This window comes from Spongiimicrobium sp. 3-5 (genome assembly GCF_046557915.1).
GTDB lineage: Bacteria > Bacteroidota > Bacteroidia > Flavobacteriales > Flavobacteriaceae > JBHEBG01.
In genome coordinates this window covers 174352-200278 of sequence record NZ_JBHEBG010000001.1, presented here as the reverse complement: position 1 = coordinate 200278, position 25927 = coordinate 174352, and the positions used below count along the sequence as shown (strand labels likewise).

The following is a 25927-nucleotide window of genomic DNA, read 5'->3' as shown; positions in this document are numbered from 1 at the left end:
GGATTATTTGGCAGTTGGTTTGGATTTATCCCTCATGGTGAGTTTGCCCACTAAGAATTTACCCAGATCACGTCCTTGTTTTACACCAATATCCACAGCAGATCTGTAATGTATGCCGCCATACATTCTGCTAATGGCCGCCTCATCTGCGGCTTGGTTAAATGATTTAAAACTTCTTACCGGCAGGCCATAAGCTACCTCAGTATCATCGTCAAAGGCAAAGTCTTCTCCAAAAATATCTGTTAAAGCAGTAGCCGCAGCTCCAGAAACAACACTGTGCCCACTTGTATATTCGGGAAACGGTGGAGTCTGTAAGACGGGTTTCCAGTTTTCATCTAGATGCTGGTTAATCAGGGTCTCTGGACGAATAAGGTTACTTCTATATTTCTCGTCCCAACAACTAATGAACGCGTCTGCAATGGCGATGGAAGTTTTTGTATAACTGAAAACCACATGATCAAAATCGCTTTTGCCAAGTCTAGTAGCAATTTTGGTAATACCGATCCAATGCGCCCCTGGTGTAATTTTTTTGGTAGCGAACATTAAATGCCCCCTTGTTGTAGAAACATACGGATTACAATCCCAAAATTGGGCAATAGCGATTTCCTCGGATTCATCACCTTTTTTGGTTATTTCATTGCTGATATCATATACTTCTTTCAGCTCCTTGTAAAAATCGGAATCTTTTTCCATGGAAAAAGGCGGTGGTCCTGTTGGTTTAAACTGATTGGCAGAATCTAGGGTAAAGGGCCTAATTTTACTCCAATGTGGTTCTATACCGTCCATATAAGCCGGTGGGGTAGGTTGCCATCTGGATTCGTCTTCGGTAACTACCGTAAATTTAGGCATGGTTCTGGTTTGATTGTAGTTGTCCTTGGACATCCAATCTTTGATATGATCCGCCACTTCTAGACCATATGCTTTTGATGCCTCAAATTGGGCATCATTTACTTTTTTCCAATCAGTGTATAGACTATCTCGTAACAAATTCATTCTATCTTCCGAAAAGATAAGTTCTCGGCTCACATCCATATGGGCTATTAATGCGGCCAATTGTGGGTTGATGTTTTTTGTTGAATCGAGCTTGGGAACAGGTTTCAGATCATGCACCTGCCCGGCAAGAGACCTGTAACTTGGATTAGACTGAGCTATAATTTCGTAGGCCGCAATGTTGGGATATGCAAATATTCTGCTGGCCACCGGAGGGGAAAAAATATCATGGATCATAATTTCCGTGACTTTGTCTACCGAGGTATGGTAAAGTTCCGGACTAATTACAATGGTACCTGCCTCCTTTGTGCAACTACTTATGAAAAGGCTTATACAGCATGCTAAAGTAGCAGCTTTCGAACTAAAATTTATAAATTTCCGCTTCATCATTATTTATGGTTACTAAAAGATAGTTTTTATTGTTTAAAGAGATTATGTTTAAGTCGCGAACGGCTTTTTGTGTAAAGTTAAGGCCTATTTGATGCCCCAAAAGTATTTGATCTTCCCCTTTTATCAAAGCCCCGCCAAAACCATCGAATCTTCCGTGATAAGGAATTACCCCGAAATAGTTTCCTGCCACCAAGGCTTCTTCTTTATGATCCCCGTCGAAATCCGAAATCAAAAATTTAGTTATGGGAGCAACTTGTAAGATATGCGAAAAAGGATAGAACGTAAATTTACCGTCTTCATTTTTAAGATAACCGGAGGCCAACTCATGTATTTCCATAAGTTTTCCCTTTGCCAGAACATTTTTATCGAACACTTCAAAGAGACTTTTACCTGCAAAATCTTTATAGGCTGGAAATTTTTTCTTTGTAAGTGATATCAATTGGCCCGACAGCTCGTCCAAACCTGCAATGGGGTAATAATTACCGTCCTTTTCAATGGCCACAATGGTCTCAGTAGACGAGTTGGCATCAAAATCACCATAATACATTAACATAGGGTAATCTGTGCTCGCCTTAAATTTGGAGTTAACGCCCCAATTTCCCAACAAATAGTCTAGGTCTCCATCATTATCTATATCGAACGGTGCAATGGATTGCCAAAGGCCGTTTAGTTTTTGTGAGAGATATTTTTCGGACACATCGATAAAATTGTCCTTAGTGTTCTTTAAAAGTTTAGGGCTGGTCCATTCCCCTACAATAATTAGATCTTGCAACCCATCGTTATCGAAGTCGGTGAAAATGGCATCGGTAACCATTCCAAGGTCATTTAAAGCTTCAATTTCCTGTATTTCAAAAATTCCTTTACTGTTTTTAAGCAGATAGGAAGGCACTATTTTTCCAAAGTCCCTAGGAACGGATAAGCTTCCTACAAAAAGATCTGTATAACCATCCTCATCGTAATCTTGCGACCTTATTACAGAACTATTGGCGTAATATTTGGGAAAATCTTTTTTCGCAAAATCGTTTCCATGGAGGGCATATAGCCTATCTAAAACCGCATTTGTTTTTCCCACAAATTGTCCTCCACCGGTAATAATGGCTATTTCATTGCTGCCATCCTTATCAAAATCTTTGATTACAGCTCCTACGTCTTCATAGATTTTTTCTGAGTAGAGTGTTGAAGCCTCCAACCTGGTAAAGGAAGAGTCTTGTTGTGTAAAAATTTGAGAAGGTATTCTGGAAGACCCGCCAAAAAAGAGGTCTTCTTTACCATCATTGTTTAAATCACCAATGGCGGTTGCGGGACCACGGTCTGATACTTGATAAGGAATTAACTTTTGGAAATCAAAATCAATATAGTCATTTTCGCGATGTTTAAAATTGAGCCCAAGATTTCCTTCTACTTTCTTGAATAGTTTATTTTGGTCCTTTGAAGAGAAAGGTAGGTTGTTATTGTTCTGTTCGTATTTGATATCTAAAAGCCGATTGGTGGCCTGGTTTCTTAAAATGCCACGGCTTTGATCGGGCCAGACAATGGTTATTGAATCAATAGTCTTTGCTTGTCCCACTCCAAAGTGAATAATAGGCTCTGAAGAGGATTGAAACCCCCTAACAGTATATAGTTCTTTGGATTGTTGAACACCCTCGTTATATATGGTAATTTTTGTTCCAATGGCAAAGGGGTTCTTATCCTTGTATTTTAACCTAAATTTTAAATAATTGTTTACGTTGTTTATTTGATTGATATATACCGAAGGATTCGTGTTTAGGTTGTTCGTAACAATATCCAAATCTCCATCGTTATCCAAATCGGAATAGGCCGCTCCTGTAGATATTATAGTGTCCTTAAGAATCCAATGGCCAGATTTATCCTCAAATCCCAAATTGCCTGTTCCTTTGAACATCATATTGTGGATGTAGCCAGAGGGCATAAGGTCCAAAGCTTGTTGATCTATCAGTTTGGTATTGTTTAATTTATCTCTTATTTGATCGTTGGATGTGAAATTTATAAAATCCAGATCGTTAGGTCGTTTTGGGATACCGTTGGCCACAAATAGGTCTTGTTCCCCATCTTGATCGTAGTCGTTAAAAAGAGCACTCCAACTCCAATCTGTTGCTGCGATACCACTTAACAACGCTGTTTCTGTAAATGAGTGGCCTGCATTATTGATTTGAAGCATATTTCGGGAGTACTGATAATGATACCCCAACTTTTCTGTGCGCATTTTTAACATCGCCACATTGTCACTACCTCCGGAAGCCTTTAATACCTTTTCTTTATCGGGTAGCATATCCAGGGAAATAAGATCGGGGTAACCATCATGGTTTATATCTGCCACATCGTTACCCATGGAGAATCTACTTGTATGGCCAAAATACGTTTTTAGACTTTCTGTAAATGTACCATCTCCATTGTTTAGATAGTAGTAATCATCTTCGTGAAAATCGTTGCCCACATAAATATCGGGATAACCGTCCAAATTAAAATCAGAGATTGCAATTCCTAACCCATAACCATTGGTGCCACCATAGATGCCTGCCTGTTCACTAACGTCAGTAAACATTTCCCCATCGTTGCGCAAGAGCTTGTCCCCGCTTTCATAAGTTCTATTGTTACGTATTTCTGCCTTACCAAAGGAAGTTTCGTTGTGTATGGCATGATTCAATAGATAAATGTCCAAATCACCGTCGAGATCAAAATCCAAAAAAGCGGCATTGGAACTATAGTTGTCATAATCTAAACCATACTTTTGGGACTGCTCCGAAAAAGTACTGTCCCCATTATTTATGAAAAGCTCATTATGGCCATCAAAACCATTGACACCCACTACGGCCGAAACGTAAATATCCAACAATCCGTCCCCGTTGACATCTCCCATAACCGCTCCCGTGTTCCAATCGCTACTGCCCGCCACTCCCGATTTTTCGGTGATATCCTCAAAGACAAGATTTCCTTTGTTGAGGTACAATTTGTTCTTTACTTGGTTGCCTGTAAAATAGATGTCCGGAAGGTCATCGTTATTGATGTCCCCAATGGCCACTCCACCGCCGTTGTAAAAATAAAGGTAGTCCAGAATGCTTAGGCCATCTGATTCCGAAAGGGTATTGGCAAAGTCAATTCCTGATTTTTCTGAGGGAAGTTCCTCAAAAAGAACGGATTCCTTTTTGCTACAACTTAGAACTATGCACATACATGCGCTATATGTAATGATTTTTTTAATCATTGAGTTTGAAGGTTTTTGGAGCATCATTATTAAGAGCTGCTATAAAGAGGTCGTCTCCCTTTTTGTTCTTAACCCTTTTTAAACTTTTTATCTCCCCTTTTACAAAGAAGCCCGATACCGGATAAGGAACCCAATTAAAATCACCTTTGCCATTCCCAAGCAGTACGCCTCCATAGTTGGCATCGAGTTTAGAATATTGCGGTTTAAGATCGTAATTGTTACCTCCCAATAGTATGTCCAAATTACCGTCCTTATCAATATCACTGCAACTAATACCACAAACGCACGAAAACTGAACCTCTGCAGGAAGTGCTGTTATTGTAAAGGTATTATTGCCGTTGTTAATGGCAATGACGCTTCTTCCCTCTACCGCGGTCTTCAAAATAGAATTTTTTATTACGTCTTCACTAAAAAGGTCCTGCACGGATTTTTTGGCATATTCGGAATATTGTAAAGACTGCTTTTTAAGTGATGCAATCTGATTGGTGAGTTCTTTTTTTAGAACTACAGGCATATCTCTTTCCTGGATTGTTCTAGTGCTTATCTGTTCTATGGTACCGTTATTGTCAAAGTCATTGATGAACAATTTCATAGGTGTTGCTGCAGTAGCTTTGTAAGGCGTATTTTGCCCTTGGTTTCCAAGAATAAGATCTTTGTCCCCATCGTTGTCCAAATCTACTATTTCAACAGCGTTCCACCAGCCCGTAAGGCTATCCAGAGATGTTTTTTGTAGTCGTATCCGTTTACCGCTGTTTTTGAAGACCAATGGAGCCATCCAATCTCCAACAACAACAAGCTCTTTCTTATTATCACCATCCATATCGGCCCATTTGGCATCTGTAATCATGCCTACATCCCTAATATCATAGGCCTTGCTTTCCGTTACGTCCTTAAAGGTGCCATCACCATTATTTTCCAGTAACAAATGTTTTGGGTTGATCCCATAAATTCCCGGTACGCTTCTACTGGCAATAAAAAGATCTACATCCCCATCTTCATCAAAATCTGAAGGAGCAATGGCGGATACGTTGTGGTTTGTTGATTGTAGCTTTGCGCTTTTGGTGTATTTTCCCCTACCGGTATTAAAGTATAATCTGTTGGTGTACGTGTCACTTTTATTAGGATCGTTGCCACCACTAGAAACCAAAAGATCTAAATCCCCATCGCCATCGGCATCAAAAAAAGCGGACGCTGTATCTTCTAGCGCAGCATCTTTTGTAATTACGGATTGCGTAGTTTTGGCCAACCTGCCATTGTTGTTTTGAGTGTATATAGAGCCTTCTTGCCCTGCGGCACCTCCTATAAAGATGTCTTCATTACCGTCTTTATTGATATCCCCTATCGCAAGTGCTGGGCCTTCTTGGGATAACATTTCAGAAATAAGTCCCTCATAATCAAAATCTACATGTGTGTCTTCTCTATGATTGGCCATGTTATTGGGCACCTCTTCCAGCAATGTGGGGGATAAGCGTTCCCCTTCTCCGTAGTTGATCAAGGCATCGAACTGATTTAACGTAACTTTTTTGTTTATCCCAACGTTTCTGAGGGTTTGGGTGCTGCTATCTGGCCAGTATACCTTTAGAGAGTCAATTTTTTGAGCCTCTCCAAGGCCAATGGTCTGAGTATATTCCGTGGAAGATTGAAAACCTCTGGAAGGGATTAGTTCTTGCCGTATAATCTGGTCCTCAATGTAGATTTCCGAGATAGTACCTATTCCAAATTTATTCTCAAACTTTCCCCTATAATTGAGTTTAATGTAGTTCTTTTTACTTGTTTCCTGAGTATGGTTCTTAAAAACAAAAGCTTGTTGATTTACATTGTTGATTACCAAGTCTAAATCCCCATCGTTATCTAGATCACCATATGCGGCACCATTTGAAAAACTGGGGATATTAAAACCCCATTCTTCGGTACGATCCGCAAAGGTTATGTCTTTGTTGTTTCCAAATGCATAATTGGGGATGGGGGTACTAGGCATTTTATTGATTATGGAATCTTGCTCTTGTTTTTCGCCCGTAAGTATCATTTCCTGTATGATCTCATTCGCAAAGAAATCTATAAAATCTTGATTGGTAAGGTCTTGATAGATGCCATTACAGACATAAATATCCTTGTAGCCGTCATTGTCCATATCGAACAATAGAGCTCCCCAACTCCAGTCGGTTTTGGCAACGCCACTAAAATAGGCTACTTCGGAAAACTCCTGATTGCCAGTATTTAGTTGTAACGAATTTTGCATGTATTGATGATGAAAATCCAAATCGAGTTTTCTTTTATGAATATCATACCCTTCAAATGCCGTGGTGTTTTTAAGTCTTACATCTCCTTCGGGGAGCATGTCCGTTACAAAAATGTCTGGTTTACCATCGTTGTTGATATCTTGCATGTCGGCTCCCATGGAGGCAAGGCTCGTATGCGAGGCCCAATTTTTGATATCCTCTTTAAAAGAACCATCTTTTTGGTTTATATATAGATAATCGCGCTCATAGAAATCGTTGGAAACGTAAATATCCGGGTATAGGTCGTTGTTAACATCACCCACGGTAACTCCAAGCCCAAAACCTATAAGACTTCCATAGATACCCGCTTCGGCGCTTACGTCTACAAATTTCCCATTATCATTGCGCATTAGTCTATCACCACCACCCTTTAAAATTTCGGGCACGTTCCAATCCTTGGCTCTTAAATCTCTCTTGTTGGAGTAGTTGAGGCTACTAACGGGAATAAAACTGTTATTAAGAATGTAGACATCTAGATCGCCATCCCTATCATAATCAAAAAACGATGCATGGGTGGTAAAACCGCTATCGGCCAAGTTATATTCCTCCGCCATTTCTGTAAAGGTGAGGTCTCCATTATTAATGAAAAGTTCATTTTTTTGATTGTCTCCTTCGATATTTCCGGCATTGCACAAATAGATGTCGAGCAAGCCATCAGCATTTAAATCTACCATTACCACACCGGTAGACCATGCTCTGCCACCTTCTACCTTAGCACTGGCAGAGATATCCTTAAATTTAAACCCACCCTGATTGAGGTATAGTTTGTTTTTCCCAAAATTGGAAGTAAGGTAAATATCGGGAAGGTCGTCATTGTTTAAATCACCTATTGAGACACCTCCTCCGTTATAGAAATTCCTGTAGGTGAATATGTTGAAATCTTTTTGGTTTTTTATTTCATTTACAAAGTCTATTCCAGTTGTCTCCGTATCCAAAAGTGCAAACAACGAGTTGTTATACGGTTTTGTTTCTAGATTTTTGGTTTCCTTGTTGGTTTGGTCGCAGGAAAATAAAATTATAGAAATTCCGACAAAAAATAGGTATAAGGATATTTTCTTCATTGTATCTTTTTTGGTTCTATAGTCCAATCTTTTTAGTACACTATTAGTGCTCACCCTTAACATACGGAGGTTGTTTTTGTAAAAAGATAAGGGGGTGGTTGTTTATTCCGATGATAACATATTCGGTACTATCTACTTGTATTTTTTTTATAGTTCTTGCCGGGCCCGAAACATCTAGATTTTGATGCTGTATGTTGTTAAAACCCTGTTCTTTATCAAACTGTAAAATTAAACCATGGGATGCATCCATCCTACCCAACTGGGTACTAATTTCATAATTATTACCCACCAAGAACAGATCATTAAATCCGTCACTGTTAAAATCATCCACAAGAATATCGTAAACGGTAGATATTTGGGCCATATTGGGTAGTGCGCGTAGTTTAAAGTTATTTTTGCCGTCGTTTTCAAAGTAGCAACTGCCAAGCTCGTAGATTTCTTTTTTGTAAGCACGTTTTAATTTTTCGACAGAAAACAAACTCTCAATATCGGCCTTCGCGAAGCTTGCGTAGGATAAGAACTTCTTGTTTAAGAATGGCATCTGTTTTACCAGTTCATCCTTAGAGGCAAAAGGCGTTTCCTTGTCCTTGTGATAATAGGTAACCAGAGGTTCTACTGTTCCATTATCATCAAAATCAAAACTGTACAGTCTTATAGGCTTTTCTTTTGAAGCCTTAAATTTGCTGTTATAGCCCCAATTGCCCACTACAAAATCCACGTCTCCGTCCTTATCAAAGTCGTCCGCGGATAATGTGTTCCACCAACCAGCTGTATTTCCTAAACCGTTTTCCTTTGCGGGGACTAGCTGCTGTCCGTTATTCATAAATATAGATATGGGCATCCAGTGACCCACTGCAATAAGGTCTTTATATCCGTTATTATCCAAATCTGTCCAAACAACATCCTTTACATTTCCAATAGTCTGAAACTCCTTTGCTATCTCTGGGGTAACGTCGGTAAAGTTACCGGTACTGTCATTGCTAAAAATGTATTGTTGGGGTGTTCTTCCAAATTGCCAGGGGATTTGATCTGAGCTGATTGTAATGTCCATATCCCCGTCGTTGTCGTAATCTACGGCAACTACTTTGGAGGCGTTTACCGCAATCCCGGCAAATTGATTTTTATCCTTTTGCAAACTACCAGCAAAGTTTAGATAAAGCCTGGGTTGTAATCTTTCCGACGTTTTAAACTCATTGCCCCCACTTACAACCAATAGATCTTTTTTGCCATCCGCATTGGCATCAAAGAACACATGGGAAACATCCTCGCTCATGGCATCTTCTTTCAGAATTTCTTCTTGTACACTCTTAAAGGAACCGGAAGCATTTTGTATAAATAGGGAAGAGGCTTGTTTTTTTGCACCACTTATAAAAACATCATCGAGGCCATCACCGTTAAAATCCTCAACCGAAATGGCAGGTCCGTTATTGGAGTTTGCAAACGGAATTAATGGGTCTCTCCCAAATTCTACGGTTTCGGGTTCTATATGCTCAAAAGGGACAAGGCTGTCTTGTTGCGCTAGAAAGGATTCTTCCCCTGTTTTTGTCATCCGGTAGAAATCTCCCTGTGCATTTTTAAAAGAAGCCGTCAACATACCGGCAGGTACGGATTTAAGGGTTTGATATCTTCCTCCTGGCCAAACTATCTTTAAGGAATCTAATATGGAATCTTTTCCAATCCCCATATGCACGGTATTGGAAACTGCGGACAGGTATCCCCTGGTGTTAAAATGTTCTTGGGCTATAATGTTGCTCTTTTGGTAGCCGATTATTTTGGTGCCTACTCCAAAAAGATTGTCTTGGGCTCCTTTAAAATTGATTTTTAAAAAATTGGCCTTTTCCTTGGTAACCGATGTGTTTTGTAAAATATAGGCCTCCTCGTTGATATTGTTTACTACCAGATCCAAATCTCCATCATTGTCCAGGTCTGCATAGATACAGCCGTTGCTAAATGAATTTTCTTTGCCGAACCACGCTTCTGTTACATTGGTAAAAGTTAGGTCGCCGTTATTTCTGAAAAAATAGTTGGGAACTTTTTTTTCGGGCATCTCATCTATAAAGGCCATATCCTCTTTGGCCATTCCTTGATCTATTCTTTTTTGAATGTTATCATTGGCTATAAAATTGATAAAATCCATATCATTGGTTGCTCCTTTAATGCCATTGGAAACATACAGGTCTTTATGCCCGTCGTTGTCATAGTCGGCCAATAAGCTGCCCCAAGACCATTCTGTGGCAGAAATACCGCTAAGATTACCAATTTCGCTAAAATTGTTGTTCCCCAAATTTAAATGCAGTGTGTTTTGCATAAATTGGGGGGCGTATCCATTTTTGAGATAATACAGGTAGGTAGGATAGGCATATTCCAACCCAGATGTTTTATAGGTTTCCAAATCTTCGGGTAACATGTCCAAGGAAACGATATCCGTTAGGCCATCATTGTTGATATCTGCAATGTCGTTGCCCATGGAGAAATGGGTCGTATGTCCCAGGCTCTTTTCGTTGCTCGAAATATGTTCTTTAAAAGTACCGTCTTGTTGGTTTATATATAGATAATCGTTTTCAAAAAAGTCATTTCCAATATAGATATCAGGATATCCATCATTGTTGAGGTCGCTTATGGCCAATCCAAGACCATAACCGGATTTACCCTGAAATATTCCTGTTTCGGAAGAAACATCAGTGAAATGGTTTCCATTGTTTCTATACATACGATCTCCCGAAAGCGAATCTACTACCGATCTTTGGGAACCTTTCCCATAAGTACGGTTGGGGTGTACGGAGTGGTTCATAAGGTACATATCCAAATCTCCGTCCAAGTCGTAATCGAAAAAACTGGCTTGGGTAGAAAACCCCGAGAATCCAAGCCCGTAAGACAACGCATCTTCCTTAAAAGAAGGGATGCCCAATGAATCCACTCCCTGATTCACATAGAGCAAGTTCCTCCCTTTTAGCCCTCTATAATTACCAACCCTGCAGACATAGATATCTAACAATCCGTCGTTGTTAATATCAACATGGGTAACCCCAGTGGTCCAATTTCCCACATTACTGATATTCGCTTTTTGGGTAACATCTTCAAAACTTAGGTTTCCTTTGTTCAGATAGAGTTTGTCTTCCCCTTGATTGGATGTAAAATATAAATCTACCAACCCATCATTGTTAAAATCTGCCGAGGCAACGCCCGCACCGTTATAATAATAAAGATAGGTAAGTATGTTTAGTTGAGGGGTGTCCTTAAGTTCATTTTTGAACGAAATATGGGATACGGAAACAGGTACTTTCTTAAAGCGTTTTTCTTCCACCTTTGAACAGGCGGAAACCAGCATACATGTTGCTAAAAAGAGCCCTAAATTCCTTTTCATATCTGCCAAAAATAGGCCGGCAATATAAGTATTCTTATAGGAACAAAGAAGTTGATAATAGTTAATATTTTGGGGTGCTGACAAATACTTTTTTGAATTATTGGATGAAGTGTGCATGATTTTGTGATATTATTTGTTTCGTTGGGATGTTTTTGTAAATAATCCAATATATTTAGGGGTATAATCAAACCAACAAACTAAAATGTTAGGAATATTATCTTTTTTAGGCTTCACCATTTTGGTAGGGGTCATAGCTTACTTGGCTACAAGAAAAACCGATGAAGGATCGTCCGATGGATATTTTTTGGGAGGTCGAAGTCTTACTGCAGGTGTAATTGCCGGATCGTTGTTGTTAACCAATTTATCTACCGAACAAATCGTAGGGTTAAACGGGCAGGCCTATACAGAAGGGATACTTGTGATGGCATGGGAGACCTTGGCGGCAATAGCCATGGTGGTTACAGCCGTTTTTTTGCTGCCGAGATATCTTAAGAGTGGGATAACCACGGTACCACAGTTTTTACAGGATAGGTACGATACCAGTACAAAAACCATTACTTCGGTTTTGTTTTTAACCGGTTATGTGGTTGTACTTTTACCGATAATTCTCTATTCCGGTTCTTTGGCGATCAGTACTATGTTCGATGTGCCATCGCTTTTGGGAGTTTCCGATACCATGGCATTAAAATTATGTGTATGGGGTATTGGCATTATTGGGTCCATATATGCCGTATTTGGTGGCCTTAAGGCCGTGGCAGTATCGGATAGTATTAATGCCATAGGCTTGTTGATCGGTGGTATTCTTATACCTATTTTTGGGCTTGTCGCTATTGGGGATGGTAGTCTTTTTGCTGGGATCGATGTATTGTATGATAACAACCCAGAAAAATTTGATTCAATTGGAGGTAGTACCGCTTCGGTACCCTTTGGCACTATATTTACGGGAATGATGCTGGTGCAGTTGTTCTATTGGGGTACCAACCAACAAATTATTCAAAGAGCCCTTGGCGCCAAAAACCTAAAAGAGGGTCAGAAAGGATTGCTTTTAGGCTCCTTCATAAAAATCCTTGGTCCGCTTATCGTAGTACTTCCGGGTATTATTGCATACCATATGTTCGAAGGAAACTTAGAGGTGCCAGATCAGGCCTATCCGGCGTTGGTAAACAAAGTGCTGCCAGAATATCTGATCGGATTTTTTGCGGCTGTACTTTTTGGCGCAATTCTTAGTTCTTTTAATAGTGTGCTAAATAGTTCCGTTACACTGTTTGGAATAGACATTTACAAGCAACATATTAATAAAGAAGCCCCGGAAAGGACTGTGGTGAAGTATGGGAAGATGTTTGGTATTGTCTTGGCGTTGGCAGCCATGTTCATAGCGCCGTTAATAGCGAATGCAGGAAGTCTTTTTGCGTATCTTCAGGAGGTAAACGGCATATATAGTATTCCTATTCTAACCATAATTGTAGTAGGTTACCTTACCAAAAAGGTGCCGGCAATTGCAGCAAAAATCGGAATAATTTCGGGCTCTCTCCTTTACATTATCAGCCAGTTTTTCTTAAAACCCCATTTCGTGGGAAATGCCTTGGATAATGCAAAGGCCAACGGTATTGTTGATGAAACTGTTTTGACCCAAATAGAGGCGGATGCTTACCCTCACTTTTTACATGTAATGGCAATACTATTTGTTTTAAATGTGGTTATTATGTTAGTCATCGGAAAGATAATCCCTAGAGAAGAAGCCTATGTGCAAGAATACACGAAGCAGGTAGATATTGTTCCCTATAAATATGTGAAACAAGTATCTATTTCTATTTGTTTAATAGTAATAGGCATTTATATCTATTTTGCCCAGTAATCAAAGAATCAAAGATTAATTTTTAAAGCAAGTAAAAGGGAGAACCGTATAGGTTCTCCCTTTTTGTAATGTCTAATTTTATGAGTGCAAGAAATGTCTAACAGACAATCTTTCTTGTGACTTTTAATGGAATATAATATGCAGCGCTACCAGCGATAACAGCATCCCAAACCCTACTTTTGCCATTGTAGGGGTGGCAGGTTCAAAATACAGCTTGTCTTTAATGAACCCTCCTTTAGACCCTACTAGGATAATTGTAAATCCAATAATGATTACCCACATGGCTCTTACAAAGTAATTCATTTCTGGGAAGAAATAAGTAATCCCAAATTGTAGGGGTACGGTAAAGATGAAGGCAAAAACAGCCAGTTTATGTTTGGGCGCCATCAAGAAGGCTGCGGCACATATCAATACCACTATTCCACTGTTTATGTAATAACGTATTTCGTTTAACGTATGCGTAAATGCCGCACCGGAATCCTGAAATTTTATGTATAACAATACCACACCTATCAGAACACCCGAGATAAAGGAAATTAGAATAGCTTTTTTACCAGACTTAACTACTTGCTGATCGGTGGCGGTTTTATTTATGTATGGCTTATAAATATCAATAGACCAAAGCGTGGCCAAGGAGTTAAAGGTAGAATCCACGGTACTCATCAACGAAGCGAACAAGGCGCATAGGATAAGTCCTTTTAGACCAACTGGCAAGTAAGTATTTACGAGGTAAGGGAAGGCAGAATCCGGATCGGCAAGCCCTCCATCACCTAAAATACCAACTAGGGCAATTCCGGGAAGGATTATTATAGCGGCCATAAAATACTTCATCAAACCACCTACCATAAGTCCTATCTGTACATCCTTAAGGCTTCTGGCAGCTAAGGAACGCTGCACTACGGACTGATTTGCACACCAATAATTAATGTTCAATAAAAAAGCTCCGAAGATATGAATCCAAGGAAGTTTATCGTGATCTGCAGGTAAATGAAGATGCATTAAATCGCCGGTCTTGGTATACAATTGAGACCAGCCGCCAAGATGATGTATGGCAATCAACATAACCACGATACCGCCAGAAAGTAATATGGCAAACTGAATAACATCGGTACGCACTACCGCCGCCAATCCTCCAAAATAAGTATAGGTAGCCGAGAAAAGCCCTAAAAAAACAATTAAAATAGCAATTCTGATTAAGCGGTCTTCATGGATAAAAGTTAAATAATCGGCAAATACAATATCAACGGAATAGGCGCCCCAGAACAATGCGGCACCCAAGGTAATGGTAGAAAAAAGCAGAATGTTTGTGGCCGAGTACAATAAGGCCACAGTACTTCCCAAACGTGTCTTTATGAATTGGGTAATGGTAATTATACGCTCCCTAAAATACATGGGTACAAATATGAAAGCTGCCAGAAAGAGTCCCTGAATGGCATTTATTTCAAAATTTGCCTGGGCCAAACCATATAGGTAGGCAGATCCCATAAAACCCAAAAACTGATATCCTTGCACATTGGTTGCAATAGTAGAAAAGGCTATAGAGGGCCAGCGTAAGTTTCTAGAACTTAAGAAATACTCTTCTGTGGTAGCTTCTTTTGAGGTTTTTCCGGTTATTGCAGTTACAAAAACAATAATAAAGTATGCGCAGACAATAAGTAAATCGATCATGAAGTATTCTATTTAAGTTAGTCTATTTCCCTAGGTTAAAATCTAAATTTAGGGCAACGCATAAAACACCAGATCACAATTGCTCTGCTTTGGTCATTTGGTAGTTATGGTTGGTCTATATAGTATTGTAATATAAGGTTTTGTCCGCAAAAAACCAGCGTTTAAACCCTAATTCCTGCTGCTAAGGGAGACATAGGTACTTCCTCAGAAACTTTACCTTGTGCAATGGGCATGGAAAAGGTTTTAAGCTTTGGCAAAACCAATTTGGCAAAGCGCTCACATTCTTCTTTATGGGGATACCCAGAGAAAATAAAGGCTCGGATGCCCATGTCCATATATCTGTTTAATTTTTCTACAATTTGGTCAGGAGTGCCAACAAGCGCAGCCCCGCAACCAGATCTCCCTTTACCAATACCCGTCCACATATTTGGTTCTACATAACCGTCGTCCTTGGAAATTTCGCGCATTTGGGCTTGCCTGCTAACACCATAGGATTTGGCATCCAAGGCACGCTCCCTCATTTCTATTCCCTGTTCAACACCCAATTTGGAAATAATACTATCGGCATAAGCTCTTGCCTCTTCCTCAGTTTCCCTTACCACCACGTGAACCCTTAGCCCAAAATCTACTTTACGGCCATATGATGCAGCTTTGGCGCTCATATTCTCCATCAAGGTTTTTAGGTTGCCTTCGGTTTCTGGCCACATAAGGTATACATCACAATGTTCGGCACATAGGTCTACAGCTGCGGGGGAATATCCTCCAAAATAGAGTAACGGACCATCTTTTTGATAGGTTTTGGTGGGCAGGGATGGTAGTTTCATATTATAAAACTTTCCTTGGAAATCTATCTCGTCTTGTGTCCATGCCTGCTTTAGAATTTCTATCACTTCTCTGGAACGTTGGTATCTATCCTCTGAGGATAAGTCTTCTCCCGGGAGATTTGAGGATATGATATTTATTGTAAACCTTCCCTTTAAAATATGATCTATAGTAGCCAAGGTTCTTGCCAACATGGGAGGATGAATTTCACCACATCGTATGGCAGCCAATAAATTAATCTGTTCGGTCATTGGGGCCACAGCCGCCGCAAATGGCAATGTGTCCTGTCCTACCTGATAGGATGAGGGGCAAAGAATGTTGCGAAACCCATTTTTATCTGCTGTCAATAAAATTTGAGAAGCATTTTCAAATGTACTTTTATAAGCCATGTCCCTTTCACCTAAATAGCGATCGTCCCCATTACAAATAGGGGCAAACCAAGACACTTCGGCGCCTTCTAAATGTGGTGATCTTATTGTTATTTTGCTTGTATCCATTTTAAAATTTCTTTTTATTGCTGTTGTTAATCAATTTCTTTTCCAATGGCAGCTTGCCAAAGCATGTACCATTCTTCGTGAGTAATAGTTGTTTTGAGCGCTTCACATGCCGCTTCTATTCGTTCAATCTTTGAGGTGCCCAACACAGGTATAATACCCGATGGATGCTTGCGCAACCAAACGTAAAGCATTTGGTCTATGGCCAAATTGTATTTGTCGGCAAGTTGGCCCAGTGTTTTCTGTATTGCTTTAACATTGCTTTTATCCGATTTTTGGAATAAGGATCCTCCACCCAATGGGGACCAGGCCATGGGAATTGTATTCAGTTGAAGGCATTGGTCTAACGTACCATCGGCAAAAGCATTCCTATGTAATACGGAAACCTCTATTTGATTGGTAACTAATGGTGTAAAAGTGTTTAGAAGGTTGAATTGTGAGGTCGTAAAATTGGAAACACCAAAATGTTTCACTTTTCCCTCTTTTTTCAATTTTTCAAATGTCTCCGCTATTTCGTGGGGGTTTAGCAAATAATCTGGTCTATGTAATAGTAAAAGGTCTATGTAATCTGTATGCAGGTTTTTCAACGAATTTTCCACAGAATCCAAAATGTGACCTTTGCTGAGGTCATAGGATTTTAACTTATGGTCTGGACGTTGCGGAGCCATCATTTTTATGCCACATTTTGTAATGATCCGCATCTTTTGCCTTAAATCCGATCTGTTCTTTAGGACCGCTCCAAAGTCACCTTCAGTAGTGTAGTCCCCATAGATATCCGCATGATCAAAATCCATGAGGCCTAAATCCAAAGATTGCTCAATGAATTTTTCATATGCCTTGGTCGAAAGCTTGTTGCCCCAAGATCCCAACCGCATAGTGCCTATGATATAGGGAGATATATTTTCTTTGTTAAGCATTTTTTCGGTAATTTCAAATGACTTCCATCAAATATATGCAAAAAAACAAAAAATGTAAACGTTTACATTAAAAATTTTATTAATTTTATCCTTCTTTTACCGAATACAAGAATTAGAGGACAAAATGATAACTATTATTTCCGGATCCAACAGAAAAAACAATAAGACCGTACATTTTGCGAAGCACGTGTGCGACAGATTATCCGAGCAGGTAGAAACCGAGGTTCGTTTTCTGGATTTGTCCGATTTAGACACTAATATGGTGAGCGAAACCATGTATAAGGATTCTGAACAACCTGAGATTATTAGATATGTACAGGACACCTATTTTATACCCTCTACAAAGCTTTGGTTCTTTGTTCCGGAATATAACGGCAGTTATCCGGGAATACTAAAATTGATTTTGGATTCTATGTCAGTGAGGGATTACGACATTAGTTTTGGGGGTAAAAAAGCGTGTATAACCGGTATTGCATCGGGTAGGGCAGGAAATTTAAGAGGAATGGATCATTTGGCGGATGTTTTAAATCATTTAGGAATGTACGTTCATCCTAACAAAAACCCCATTTCCTCTATTTACAAAGAACTAAGTAAGGAGAGCAATACCCTAAGCGAGGATGCCATGAAAAGCCTTCAAAAACAAATTGATCAGTTTTTAGGGTTCTAAATTCTTACGTCTTGTTATTACTTTCTAGTGGAATCTCTAACGATTAGTTCCGGAGACAATACGCGTTTGGAAAAAGTAGCTTGATCGCTCCCTAGATTTTTGAGCAATATTTCGGCCGCCCAAAGTCCCATCTCTGCACATTTTTGGTCTATAGTACTTATTGCAGGATTTACGAAGGCACTATAATCTGCATTACCAAAACCAATTAATTTTATCTGTCCCGGTATGTCTACACCCAACTCTTTTAGGATATTCATTACATACAGACAACCCTCATCGCCAAAAACAAAAATACCATCCGTGGATTTGTTTTGCGCTAGATACTCTTTTAGTAAAGTTTTATCCGCTTGGATGTTCCAATACAGTTCAATAATGTTTTTTTTGTTACAGGTAATTCCATTTTTTTTCATTGCTCCACTAAAACCCAGCCTACGTTCATTAAAAATAGATACGTTAACATCTCCTGCGATATGTACGATGTGTTTGCATCCTTGATCAATAAGATGCTGCGTTGCTAAAAAAGCTCCTTGATAATCATCGAGGACCACCGAATTTACTTGTTCTATTTCCGGGGCCCTATCAAAAAACACTATGGGTATTTTACCTCTTATCAATTTCCGGATTTGGGAAAAGTCCGTAGTTTCCTTGGAAAGGGACATCAATACACCATCAGTATTAAGTTGTGCAAAGGATTGCAAGGCAGCGCTTTCATTTTTTTCGGATTCGTGCGACTGGGAAATAATGATGTTGTATCCCAAATCACTTACTTTTTGTTCAATTCCGTTGATAATACTGCTAAAGAAATTGTTGTTTACTTCAGGGACTATGACGCCAATAATTTTACTCTTGCCGCTTCGCAACGCTGCCGCCATCATATTGGGCTGGTAGTCTAGTTCCCTGGCAGTTTGTAGTACCTTTGTTTTGGTCTTCTGAGAAACCAAGGGGCTATCATTGAATACCCTGGATATGGTTGCGACCGATAGACCTGTTATTTTGGCGATGTCCTTTATTCCTGCCATAGTATGGTAAAATTAGGTACTTTTCTTGTAACCCGATGATACTTTTCCTTATGCTAAGTATAATTTACGATATAGGAAAGGGAAACAACAGCTAAAATCAACCAGGTTAAAACCCCTACGATCAAAATGTTGAAACCAAGTTTTTTAAGTTGTGCTATATTGATTTGAAGTCCGATTAGGAATAAAGTAAAAATCAGCAATTTTCTAGACAACCATACAATTTTCTCACTTACTGCTTCCATTTGTGGAACATAAGACGACAAAATCATGGCCAGTAAAAAACCCAGAATAAACCATGGGAAAGCAAACTTGTCCTTGGATTGGGAGCCAAAAGAAATGATCAGCACTAGAGGAATGATCCATAGGGTCCTTACCAGTTTTGTTGTGGTAGCGATAGCCAAAGATTCTTCGCCAAACAATTCGCTGGCCCCAACTACGGAGCTTGTATCGTGTATGGCTATGGCGCACCAAAGTCCAAACTGCCCTTGATTTAAATCGAAGAAGTGGCCTATTGTTGGGAAAATAAAAAGAGCTATGGCATTTAAAAGAAATACAATGGCCAAGGCAATGGATGTCTGATAAGAACTGGCTTTTAAACTTGGGCTTACGGCAGCAATAGCACTACCTCCACAAATGGCAGTTCCAGAGGCGACCAAAATGGTAGTTATTTTTTCGGCCTTAGCAATCTTTGCAATGGTAAACGCAATGATAAAAGTAAAGACTATTGCAATAAGGCTTACAAAAAAGCTATTGGAACCCATTACAAGGGCTTCTTGAATATGAATACCAAAACCCAGACCTACCACGGACAACTGAAGTAAGGTTTTTTGAAACCCCACATTTTGCTGAACCAGCTCTTTATCCACGGTTTGAAATATTCCGTTTACCATACCTATAGATAAGGCAATGGCAGGGGATATATATCCCAAAAGGGTGCCTAGTAATACTAGAGCGGCTAAAATGTATGATGCTGGTTTTGAAAGCATAGTTATTCGGCGAATTTAAGAATAAATAATGTAAACGTTTACATTATTGATTAAAAAAACGCTCTCCAATAACATGGACTAGTTTCTAAAACAAAAAAGAGAGGGCAATTGCCCTCTCCTCTCATTTAAAACTTAAACTTTATCTTAAACTAGTATCCTTCGTTTTGTACCAAATTTGGATTTGAACCCAAGGCAGTAGCAGGAATAGGGAATAATTTTCTAAACTCGTCCTGTATATCTTTCATCTCCCAAGTGTCCGCGAACGTTCCAAAGCGGATTTGCACGGCTCTATTCCCGGCAATATTGGCTTCAGAATTCATTTCCTTGGTGATTTCATCCTTCATTTGTTCTAAACTTAAGGAACCAAGGGTAGCAACACCAGCTCGTGTTCTAATGGCATTTACATCTGCCAATGCACTTGAAGTTGATCCGGAACCTCCTCTAAGTTCTGCCTCGGCACGCATAAGCAGTGCTTCCGCAAATCTTGTGAAAATAAAATCATTGGATGGATCAGGGAAACCATCTCCCCCTCTCTGAGGATACTTAACGATACGTATACCATTACGCTCATTATTAATCTCTAAACTGGTCAACAACTCATCTTCATAAACCAGCGGCGCACCTTGTCTGTCAAAGAGCATATCGCCACTGCCATTCAATTGCTGGCCTCTTAAATAACCCGTAGACAATCCGTTAAAATCAGGACCGGCTAAACCTAAACGAGCATCTTCATTTACGTCGCTAGTACCGTGTAATCTAAATGTTTCGGTAAGGGTAACAAAACCATTCCATCCCGTTTGGTTCGGGTGAATCATATTAAATACCCTTTGACCGGTACCTACGTCCAACGCCATTATAACTTCATCGTTTCCAACGGACAAGTCCCATATATCGAAATAGGCATTGGGGCCAGTCCCAGGATCTAAGCTAAATCCTAAGGCCTCAATAGCATTTACATCGGCAATTACCGCATCCATGGCACCTGCAGGAGCTGCTCCTAGGATACTGGCAGAATTTAAATTCACCTTGGCCCTAATGAAGCGCGCTGCGGCCTCACCAATGGTAAAAAGATCACCATCCGGACCATCAGTATGAAGATTACCACTAGATATGGCATTATTTAAATCTAGAATTACGGCATCAAATGCTTCCTGTGCGCTTAGAACGGTAGGATCAACATCTACACCTTCGTTTACACCTCTAAAAGGAACCTGACCAAAGAAATTTAGTACCATAAACATGTTAATGGCTCTAATAACTTCTGCCTGTGCGGTAATGATATCATCAGCACCGGATGCAGGATCCAATAATTGGGTTGCAGCCAAGATCTGGGAGTTTCTGTTATTCCAAGAATTCAACACATAAAGTTGTGTTGCATTCCAAGTATGGTTATGAAGTTGTCTCCAAACACCATTATCACCCCAGTCAGCCCCTCTAGTCAAAACCGCTACGTTATCCGCAGTCACCTCCATCAACGCATACTCGTTGTTTTGACCATTAAGGTTTTCAATGTTATTGTAGAGTGCTTCCAAAGAGTTGGTAGTACTGGTAACACCACCAAAAGTACCCTCCGAAGATTCAACGGAAACGGAGTCTTGTAAAGGCGGCTCCAAATCCGTACATGCTTGCCCTACCAGGAATAACGTGGCTAGTCCAAGGTATTGGGCCAATCGATTTGTAATCATTTTTTTTCTCATCATTACTATTTTTTTTATATTAAAAACTTGCGTTAAAGCCTAAAGAAATTGTGGTAGGTCTTGGAAAGGCTGTCAAGTCTATTCCCAATGAAGGTACGTTATTTAAATTTCTATCTACAGAAACTTCAGGGTCTTGTCCACTGTAATCGGTAATCACAAAAAGGTTCTGCACATTGGCAAAAACTCTAAACCCGCTGAAGATACTTGTTTCTGAAACGGGAACATTGTGCCCTATACTAACATTTTGCAATCTTAGGAAGGAAGCATCCTCTAAGAATCTTGAAGATACTTCAGCAATGTTAAGTGGGTTCTCCCTACCAACAAACGGTAAAACATCTGTGGTTACATTCCTACCTTGCGCCAAGTTACCTATAGCGAAGAACGCATTTCTGTTGTTGCTATAAACCGATTGTCCGAACTGACCGTTAAAGAAGATACTCATATCCCAGTTTTTGTATCGGAAGTTTTGTGTAAAACCTAATGTAATGTCTGGCAAAGCACTTTCTCCGATAAACCTCGGTGTACCCACATTAGATTCTTCATTATTGGCATCCAAGAAAATGTTCACCCCTTCAGTAGGCCCAATATTGTTTGGATCCGCCACTGGTGTAAGTCCTACCCACTCGTTCATATAAAAACTGAACAGCGGTTGTCCATTTTCCAATTGTTGCGCAAAAGCTCCAGTTAATCCAGGACCGTTAATAGCACCCGTTTGAATAGGCTGCCCGGTAAAGTTCTGGATTGTGTTGTCGTTATACCCTATATTGAAATTGATGTCCCAAGTGAAATCATCATTTTCTATAGGAGTAACGTTTAAATTTAGTTCAACACCAGAGTTCTTTATCTCTCCATCTACGTTTTCGAAAACAAAAGGTTGTACCGCGGGTTGCGCACTTTGCACTTGCAGTAAGAAACCTGATGTAATTCTACTATAGTATTCTACGGAACCGCTAACCTTATTATCGGCAAATGCAAAGTCTACACCAATATTCAACTGTTCGTTTTCCTCCCATTTCAAATCAGGATTGTCGAATGCTGCGAATAAGGTACCGCCTGGATTAAAGTTACCTCCATTGTCTATACCACCAGTTGCTGGGGGAGTTTGATCTATGTTACCTACATTGAATCTTTCACGAGCAGTAAACTGGTTATTACCAAGCCCTTCTTGGTTACCTGTTACCCCATAAGCAGCTCTAAGCCTAAACGTATCGAAAAATTCTGGAAACCAGTCTTCTTCGGATAGTGCCCAAGAAGCACCCACGGCTCCAAAAGTTCCATATTGATTATTACCACCAAATCTTGATGAACCGTCAATTCTTATAGTCCCAGAAAAATTATACTTTCCTTTAAGAGAATAATTGGTCCTTAAAAAGAATGATTGTAGTTCATCTCTTGTCAGCGCTGATTGATTGGAGAACGTTGTAGCAGAAGCCAGGTTATTCACCATTTGAAACAAATCAGCGGTTCTAAAGTTTGCTGCGTTTATCGTAAGACTTTCCGCAACAAATTCTTGATAAGAATGTCCTAAAGTAATATCCAGTACATTATTATCCTCTCCAAAACTTTTGTTATAGTTAAAGTAAGATTCCCAAGTTGTATTTGTTAAATCAACTTCAAAGAAGTTGGCTCTACCTATTCCAAGAGTTTGCTCTGAATTAAAAGCTGAATTAATTGCTGAATTTGCAGAAGACGCTGATTTGTCCAATCCTACGTTTGTATTGAACTTTAGGTTATCCGAAAATCTGTACTCCGCTCCAACGTTTATAAGCGCTCTAAGTGTACTTGCAACGTTTCTGGACAAACCGAGAACTGCAAGCGGATTACGAGTTTCAAAGGTAGGCTGATTAAAACTACCGTCAGCTAAGAATATCGGCTGTGTAGGATTAAATGCCCACGTCGTGGCCAATAAATCTCCCCTTGCATTTGGGTTATCCGCAATAGGAGGTCTTTGTGCCTCAATATTGGAGATAGTTGCTTGTGTTGTAAGTCTCAGTTTATCGTCGAAGAAAAACTGTGAAGCATTGAAACGTGCCGTTAAACGATCGAAAGTACTATCTTCAACCTCACCTTCCTGATCCTGATATCCAAAGGAAAGTCTATAGTTACCATCTTCGTTACCACCTCCGTAAGAGAGGTTATAGTTCTGGGTAAAGGAAGTTCTGTAGATTTCGTCTTGCCACTTGTTTCTAGCCCCAAAATCAAAATCAGCTACTGTTCCGCCAAGATCTCCCTGAGCTCCAAGGAACTGGTCTACAGATAAAACATCCAATTGGTTCGGAATATAGCCCACTGAAAAAGTAGAAGAAAATTCTAATACGCTTCTACCTGACCTACCTTTTTTAGTGGTAATAAGTACTACCCCGTTTGCCCCACGAGAACCATAAATTGCAGTTGCGGAAGCATCTTTTAGTATATCGATACTCGCAATATCATTTGGATTCAAAAAGCTTAATGGATCTAAAGCTGCACCTGTTCCAATATCTGTGTTACCACCTCCAGAAACACCGGAAGTGTCGCCTCCGTTCAAAGGCACACCATCTACCACGTAAAGCGGGTTGTTATTAGATCTTACAGAAGCCGTACCCCGTATCCTAACGTTAACAGCTGCTCCTGGTTCACCTGTAGTGGCCGAAATTTGAACCCCTGCAGTTTTACCTTGGATCAATTGTTGCGGGTTTACGATAACACCTTTGTTAAACTCTTCCGACTTAACGCTTTCTACGGCACCAACGGCTGTTCTTCTAGTTTGTGTACCATAACCTACAACCACCACCTCATCCAACTCACTTGCATCTTCTTGCAAGGTTACGTTGATAGTTGTTTGGCCGTTGACCGCAATTTCTTGAGTACTAAAGCCAATGTAGCTTACAACCAACGTAGCATCGCTGCCTACGTCGCTAATGGTATAATTACCATCAAAGTCTGTTTGTGTACCATTTGTGGTTCCCTTTACCACAACGCTGGCCCCGGGCAAAGGACCACTTGCATCGGAAACCGTACCTGATACCTCTTGAGCCTGCGTAATTCCAAAGCATAGAAAAACCCCGGAAAGCACAAAGCTTTTTAGTAGCGTAATCTTCATAAATAGTTAATTTTAAGTTTAGTTAATTTTAATTCAAGCATTAAACATATATAAAAAAAATGTTAAATTCCTTTGAGTTGCGATTTAATGAACAACGAAAACGGTTTCGTGTTAATAACTTTTGGAAAATAATAGAACCTTAATCTATTATCCTCTAAATTATGATATCCTTATAATATGTCGAAAAAAGTTTGGGAATTGACAATTTTAGTAACAAATATAGCTTTTTTTATTTAATACTATTTTAAGAAAACCTGATCCAAAATAATCACAAAATTAAGATTGACGATTTTTTTGTTAAAAAAACCGGAACTTACCGTTGTTGTTTTTTTAATACTTAAATTCCATTTTTGCAGGATACCTTAAACTAACTTTTTTAATTTGAAAAGGAAAATAACACTCAAACATATTGCCAGGGAATTAGAGGTTTCTATTTCAACAGTGTCCAAAGCTCTAAAAAATAGCGAAGAAATAAGCAGGGATACCAAAGAGAAAATACAGGCCTTTGCGAAGCTTTACAATTACAAGCCCAACAACATCGCTATTAGCCTAAAAAATAAGCGTACCAAAAACATTGGGGTAATTATTCCTGAGATCGTACATCATTTTTTCACAACAGTGATCACAGGGATAGAAAAGTACGCCAATGCCAAAGGTTACAACGTAATCGTATGTCTTTCCGATGAATCCTTTGATAAGGAAGTGATTAATATGGAAATGTTGGCCAACGGAAGTATAGATGGGTTTATTATGTCATTATCCTCAGAGACCCAATTGAAGAACGACTATAATCATTTGAAGGAGGTAACGGAACAGGGCATACCTCTGGTACTATTCGATCGTATTACGGATGAGGTGGCTTGCGATAAGGTTATAATTAATGACAAAGAAGGTGCTTATGAGGCCACCAAAAAGTTAATAGATAACGGCAGAAGAAAAATTGCGTTGATAACAACAGAAAGTTATCTCAGTGTAAGTAAGAGTAGAATGGAGGGATATTGCCAGGCGTTGTTGGAAAATGGCCTGGAGGTTAAAGATGAGCTTATTCTTAAATTACCCTACATGCATATAGACGAAAATGCAATAAGAACTTTTTTTGATGGTGTGGAGGTAGATGCCGTGCTCTGTGTGAACGAAATATTTGCTATTCATAGCATGCGCGTAATACAGAAAAAGGGATTTAGAATCCCGGAAGACATATCTTTTATTGGTTTTACAGATGGCATATTGTCCAAATACGCCAACCCAAGTTTAACAGCTATCGCCCAACACGGGCAACGTATGGGAGAGATTGCAGCACAGATGCTTATCGAAAAAGTAGAAATAGAAGATGAAAGTGAAGAGGAGACCTATAGAACGGAGATTCTAAAATCTACCCTAATGGAAAGGGAATCTACCATCAACTGATTACAC

Annotated in this window: 14 protein-coding genes; 3 read left to right on the top strand and 11 right to left on the bottom strand. The window is 39.6% G+C overall.

The window, feature by feature from the left end; translation table 11 throughout:
• Window positions 1–3: 3 nt before the first annotated feature.
• The 4 genes from ACEQ81_RS00930 to ACEQ81_RS00915 are packed head-to-tail and all read right to left on the bottom strand — an operon-like array spanning window position 4 to window position 11307.
• Entirely contained in the window at window positions 4–1380 is a 1377-nt protein-coding gene (locus ACEQ81_RS00930) for a vanadium-dependent haloperoxidase (protein WP_411028964.1), read from the bottom strand.
• Entirely contained in the window at window positions 1352–4603 is a 3252-nt protein-coding gene (locus ACEQ81_RS00925; protein ID WP_411028963.1) for a VCBS repeat-containing protein, read from the bottom strand. Before ACEQ81_RS00925 ends, ACEQ81_RS00930 begins: the two co-directional genes overlap by 29 nt.
• Window positions 4596–7943 carry a VCBS repeat-containing protein gene (locus ACEQ81_RS00920; protein WP_411028962.1) on the bottom strand — a complete coding sequence of 1116 codons (3348 nt, stop codon included), beginning with the start codon at window positions 7941–7943 and terminating at the stop codon, window positions 4596–4598. The genes ACEQ81_RS00925 and ACEQ81_RS00920 overlap by 8 nt, the downstream gene beginning before the upstream one ends.
• Before the next feature lie 43 nt (window positions 7944–7986).
• Window positions 7987–11307, bottom strand: coding sequence for a VCBS repeat-containing protein (locus tag ACEQ81_RS00915; protein ID WP_411028961.1), 3321 nt, complete (start codon window positions 11305–11307; stop codon window positions 7987–7989).
• Between the two features lie 202 nt (window positions 11308–11509).
• Between ACEQ81_RS00915 and ACEQ81_RS00910 the strand changes: the two genes are divergently transcribed.
• A complete protein-coding gene (locus tag ACEQ81_RS00910) occupies window positions 11510–13162 on the top strand; it encodes a solute:sodium symporter family transporter (RefSeq protein ID WP_411028960.1) in 1653 nt (550 codons plus the stop codon).
• Window positions 13163–13285: 123 nt separating this feature from the next.
• On the opposite strand, the gene ACEQ81_RS00905 is transcribed toward ACEQ81_RS00910, so the two are convergent.
• The 3 genes from ACEQ81_RS00905 to ACEQ81_RS00895 form a co-directional block, all read right to left on the bottom strand.
• A complete protein-coding gene (locus ACEQ81_RS00905) occupies window positions 13286–14830 on the bottom strand; it encodes an SLC5 family protein (protein WP_411028959.1) in 1545 nt (514 codons plus the stop codon).
• Between the two features lie 161 nt (window positions 14831–14991).
• A complete protein-coding gene (locus ACEQ81_RS00900; protein ID WP_411028958.1) occupies window positions 14992–16149 on the bottom strand; it encodes an LLM class flavin-dependent oxidoreductase in 1158 nt (385 codons plus the stop codon).
• A 26-nt stretch (window positions 16150–16175) separates the two neighbouring features.
• Complete coding sequence (locus ACEQ81_RS00895) at window positions 16176–17063, bottom strand: aldo/keto reductase family oxidoreductase (protein WP_411028957.1); 888 nt, start codon at window positions 17061–17063, stop codon at window positions 16176–16178.
• 124 nt (window positions 17064–17187) lie between these two features.
• On the opposite strand from ACEQ81_RS00895, the gene ACEQ81_RS00890 reads away from it, so the two are divergent.
• On the top strand, window positions 17188–17730 hold the full coding sequence (locus ACEQ81_RS00890; protein ID WP_411028956.1) for an NADPH-dependent FMN reductase: 543 nt from the start codon (window positions 17188–17190) through the stop codon (window positions 17728–17730).
• Between the two features lie 17 nt (window positions 17731–17747).
• Here the strand turns inward: ACEQ81_RS00890 and ACEQ81_RS00885 are convergent, their stop codons facing one another.
• The 4 genes from ACEQ81_RS00885 to ACEQ81_RS00870 all read right to left on the bottom strand — a co-directional run bounded on the left by ACEQ81_RS00885 (window position 17748) and on the right by ACEQ81_RS00870 (window position 24514).
• The gene (locus ACEQ81_RS00885; protein ID WP_411028955.1) at window positions 17748–18749 is read right to left on the bottom strand and encodes a LacI family DNA-binding transcriptional regulator; all 1002 of its coding nucleotides are present in this window, start codon (window positions 18747–18749) and stop codon (window positions 17748–17750) included.
• 53 nt (window positions 18750–18802) lie between these two features.
• Window positions 18803–19735, bottom strand: a complete 933-nt coding sequence (locus ACEQ81_RS00880; RefSeq protein ID WP_411028954.1) for a YeiH family protein — start codon at window positions 19733–19735, stop codon at window positions 18803–18805.
• Window positions 19736–19884: 149 nt separating this feature from the next.
• A complete protein-coding gene (locus ACEQ81_RS00875; RefSeq protein ID WP_411028953.1) occupies window positions 19885–21435 on the bottom strand; it encodes a RagB/SusD family nutrient uptake outer membrane protein in 1551 nt (516 codons plus the stop codon).
• A gap of 16 nt (window positions 21436–21451) precedes the next feature.
• Complete coding sequence (locus tag ACEQ81_RS00870; protein WP_411028952.1) at window positions 21452–24514, bottom strand: SusC/RagA family TonB-linked outer membrane protein; 3063 nt, start codon at window positions 24512–24514, stop codon at window positions 21452–21454.
• Between the two features lie 381 nt (window positions 24515–24895).
• On the opposite strand from ACEQ81_RS00870, the gene ACEQ81_RS00865 reads away from it, so the two are divergent.
• On the top strand, window positions 24896–25921 hold the full coding sequence (locus tag ACEQ81_RS00865) for a LacI family DNA-binding transcriptional regulator (RefSeq protein WP_411028951.1): 1026 nt from the start codon (window positions 24896–24898) through the stop codon (window positions 25919–25921).
• Window positions 25922–25927: the final 6 nt, after the last annotated feature.

Coding starts and splice junctions, on each gene's coding strand:
- ACEQ81_RS00930 (WP_411028964.1), bottom strand. CDS start 1,380: ATGATGAAGCGGAAATTTATAAATTTTAGTTCGAAAGCTGCTACTTTA.
- ACEQ81_RS00925 (WP_411028963.1), bottom strand. CDS start 4,603: ATGATTAAAAAAATCATTACATATAGCGCATGTATGTGCATAGTTCTA.
- ACEQ81_RS00920 (WP_411028962.1), bottom strand. CDS start 7,943: ATGAAGAAAATATCCTTATACCTATTTTTTGTCGGAATTTCTATAATT.
- ACEQ81_RS00915 (WP_411028961.1), bottom strand. CDS start 11,307: ATGAAAAGGAATTTAGGGCTCTTTTTAGCAACATGTATGCTGGTTTCC.
- ACEQ81_RS00910 (WP_411028960.1), top strand. CDS start 11,510: ATGTTAGGAATATTATCTTTTTTAGGCTTCACCATTTTGGTAGGGGTC.
- ACEQ81_RS00905 (WP_411028959.1), bottom strand. CDS start 14,830: ATGATCGATTTACTTATTGTCTGCGCATACTTTATTATTGTTTTTGTA.
- ACEQ81_RS00900 (WP_411028958.1), bottom strand. CDS start 16,149: ATGGATACAAGCAAAATAACAATAAGATCACCACATTTAGAAGGCGCC.
- ACEQ81_RS00895 (WP_411028957.1), bottom strand. CDS start 17,063: ATGCTTAACAAAGAAAATATATCTCCCTATATCATAGGCACTATGCGG.
- ACEQ81_RS00890 (WP_411028956.1), top strand. CDS start 17,188: ATGATAACTATTATTTCCGGATCCAACAGAAAAAACAATAAGACCGTA.
- ACEQ81_RS00885 (WP_411028955.1), bottom strand. CDS start 18,749: ATGGCAGGAATAAAGGACATCGCCAAAATAACAGGTCTATCGGTCGCA.
- ACEQ81_RS00880 (WP_411028954.1), bottom strand. CDS start 19,735: ATGCTTTCAAAACCAGCATCATACATTTTAGCCGCTCTAGTATTACTA.
- ACEQ81_RS00875 (WP_411028953.1), bottom strand. CDS start 21,435: ATGATGAGAAAAAAAATGATTACAAATCGATTGGCCCAATACCTTGGA.
- ACEQ81_RS00870 (WP_411028952.1), bottom strand. CDS start 24,514: ATGAAGATTACGCTACTAAAAAGCTTTGTGCTTTCCGGGGTTTTTCTA.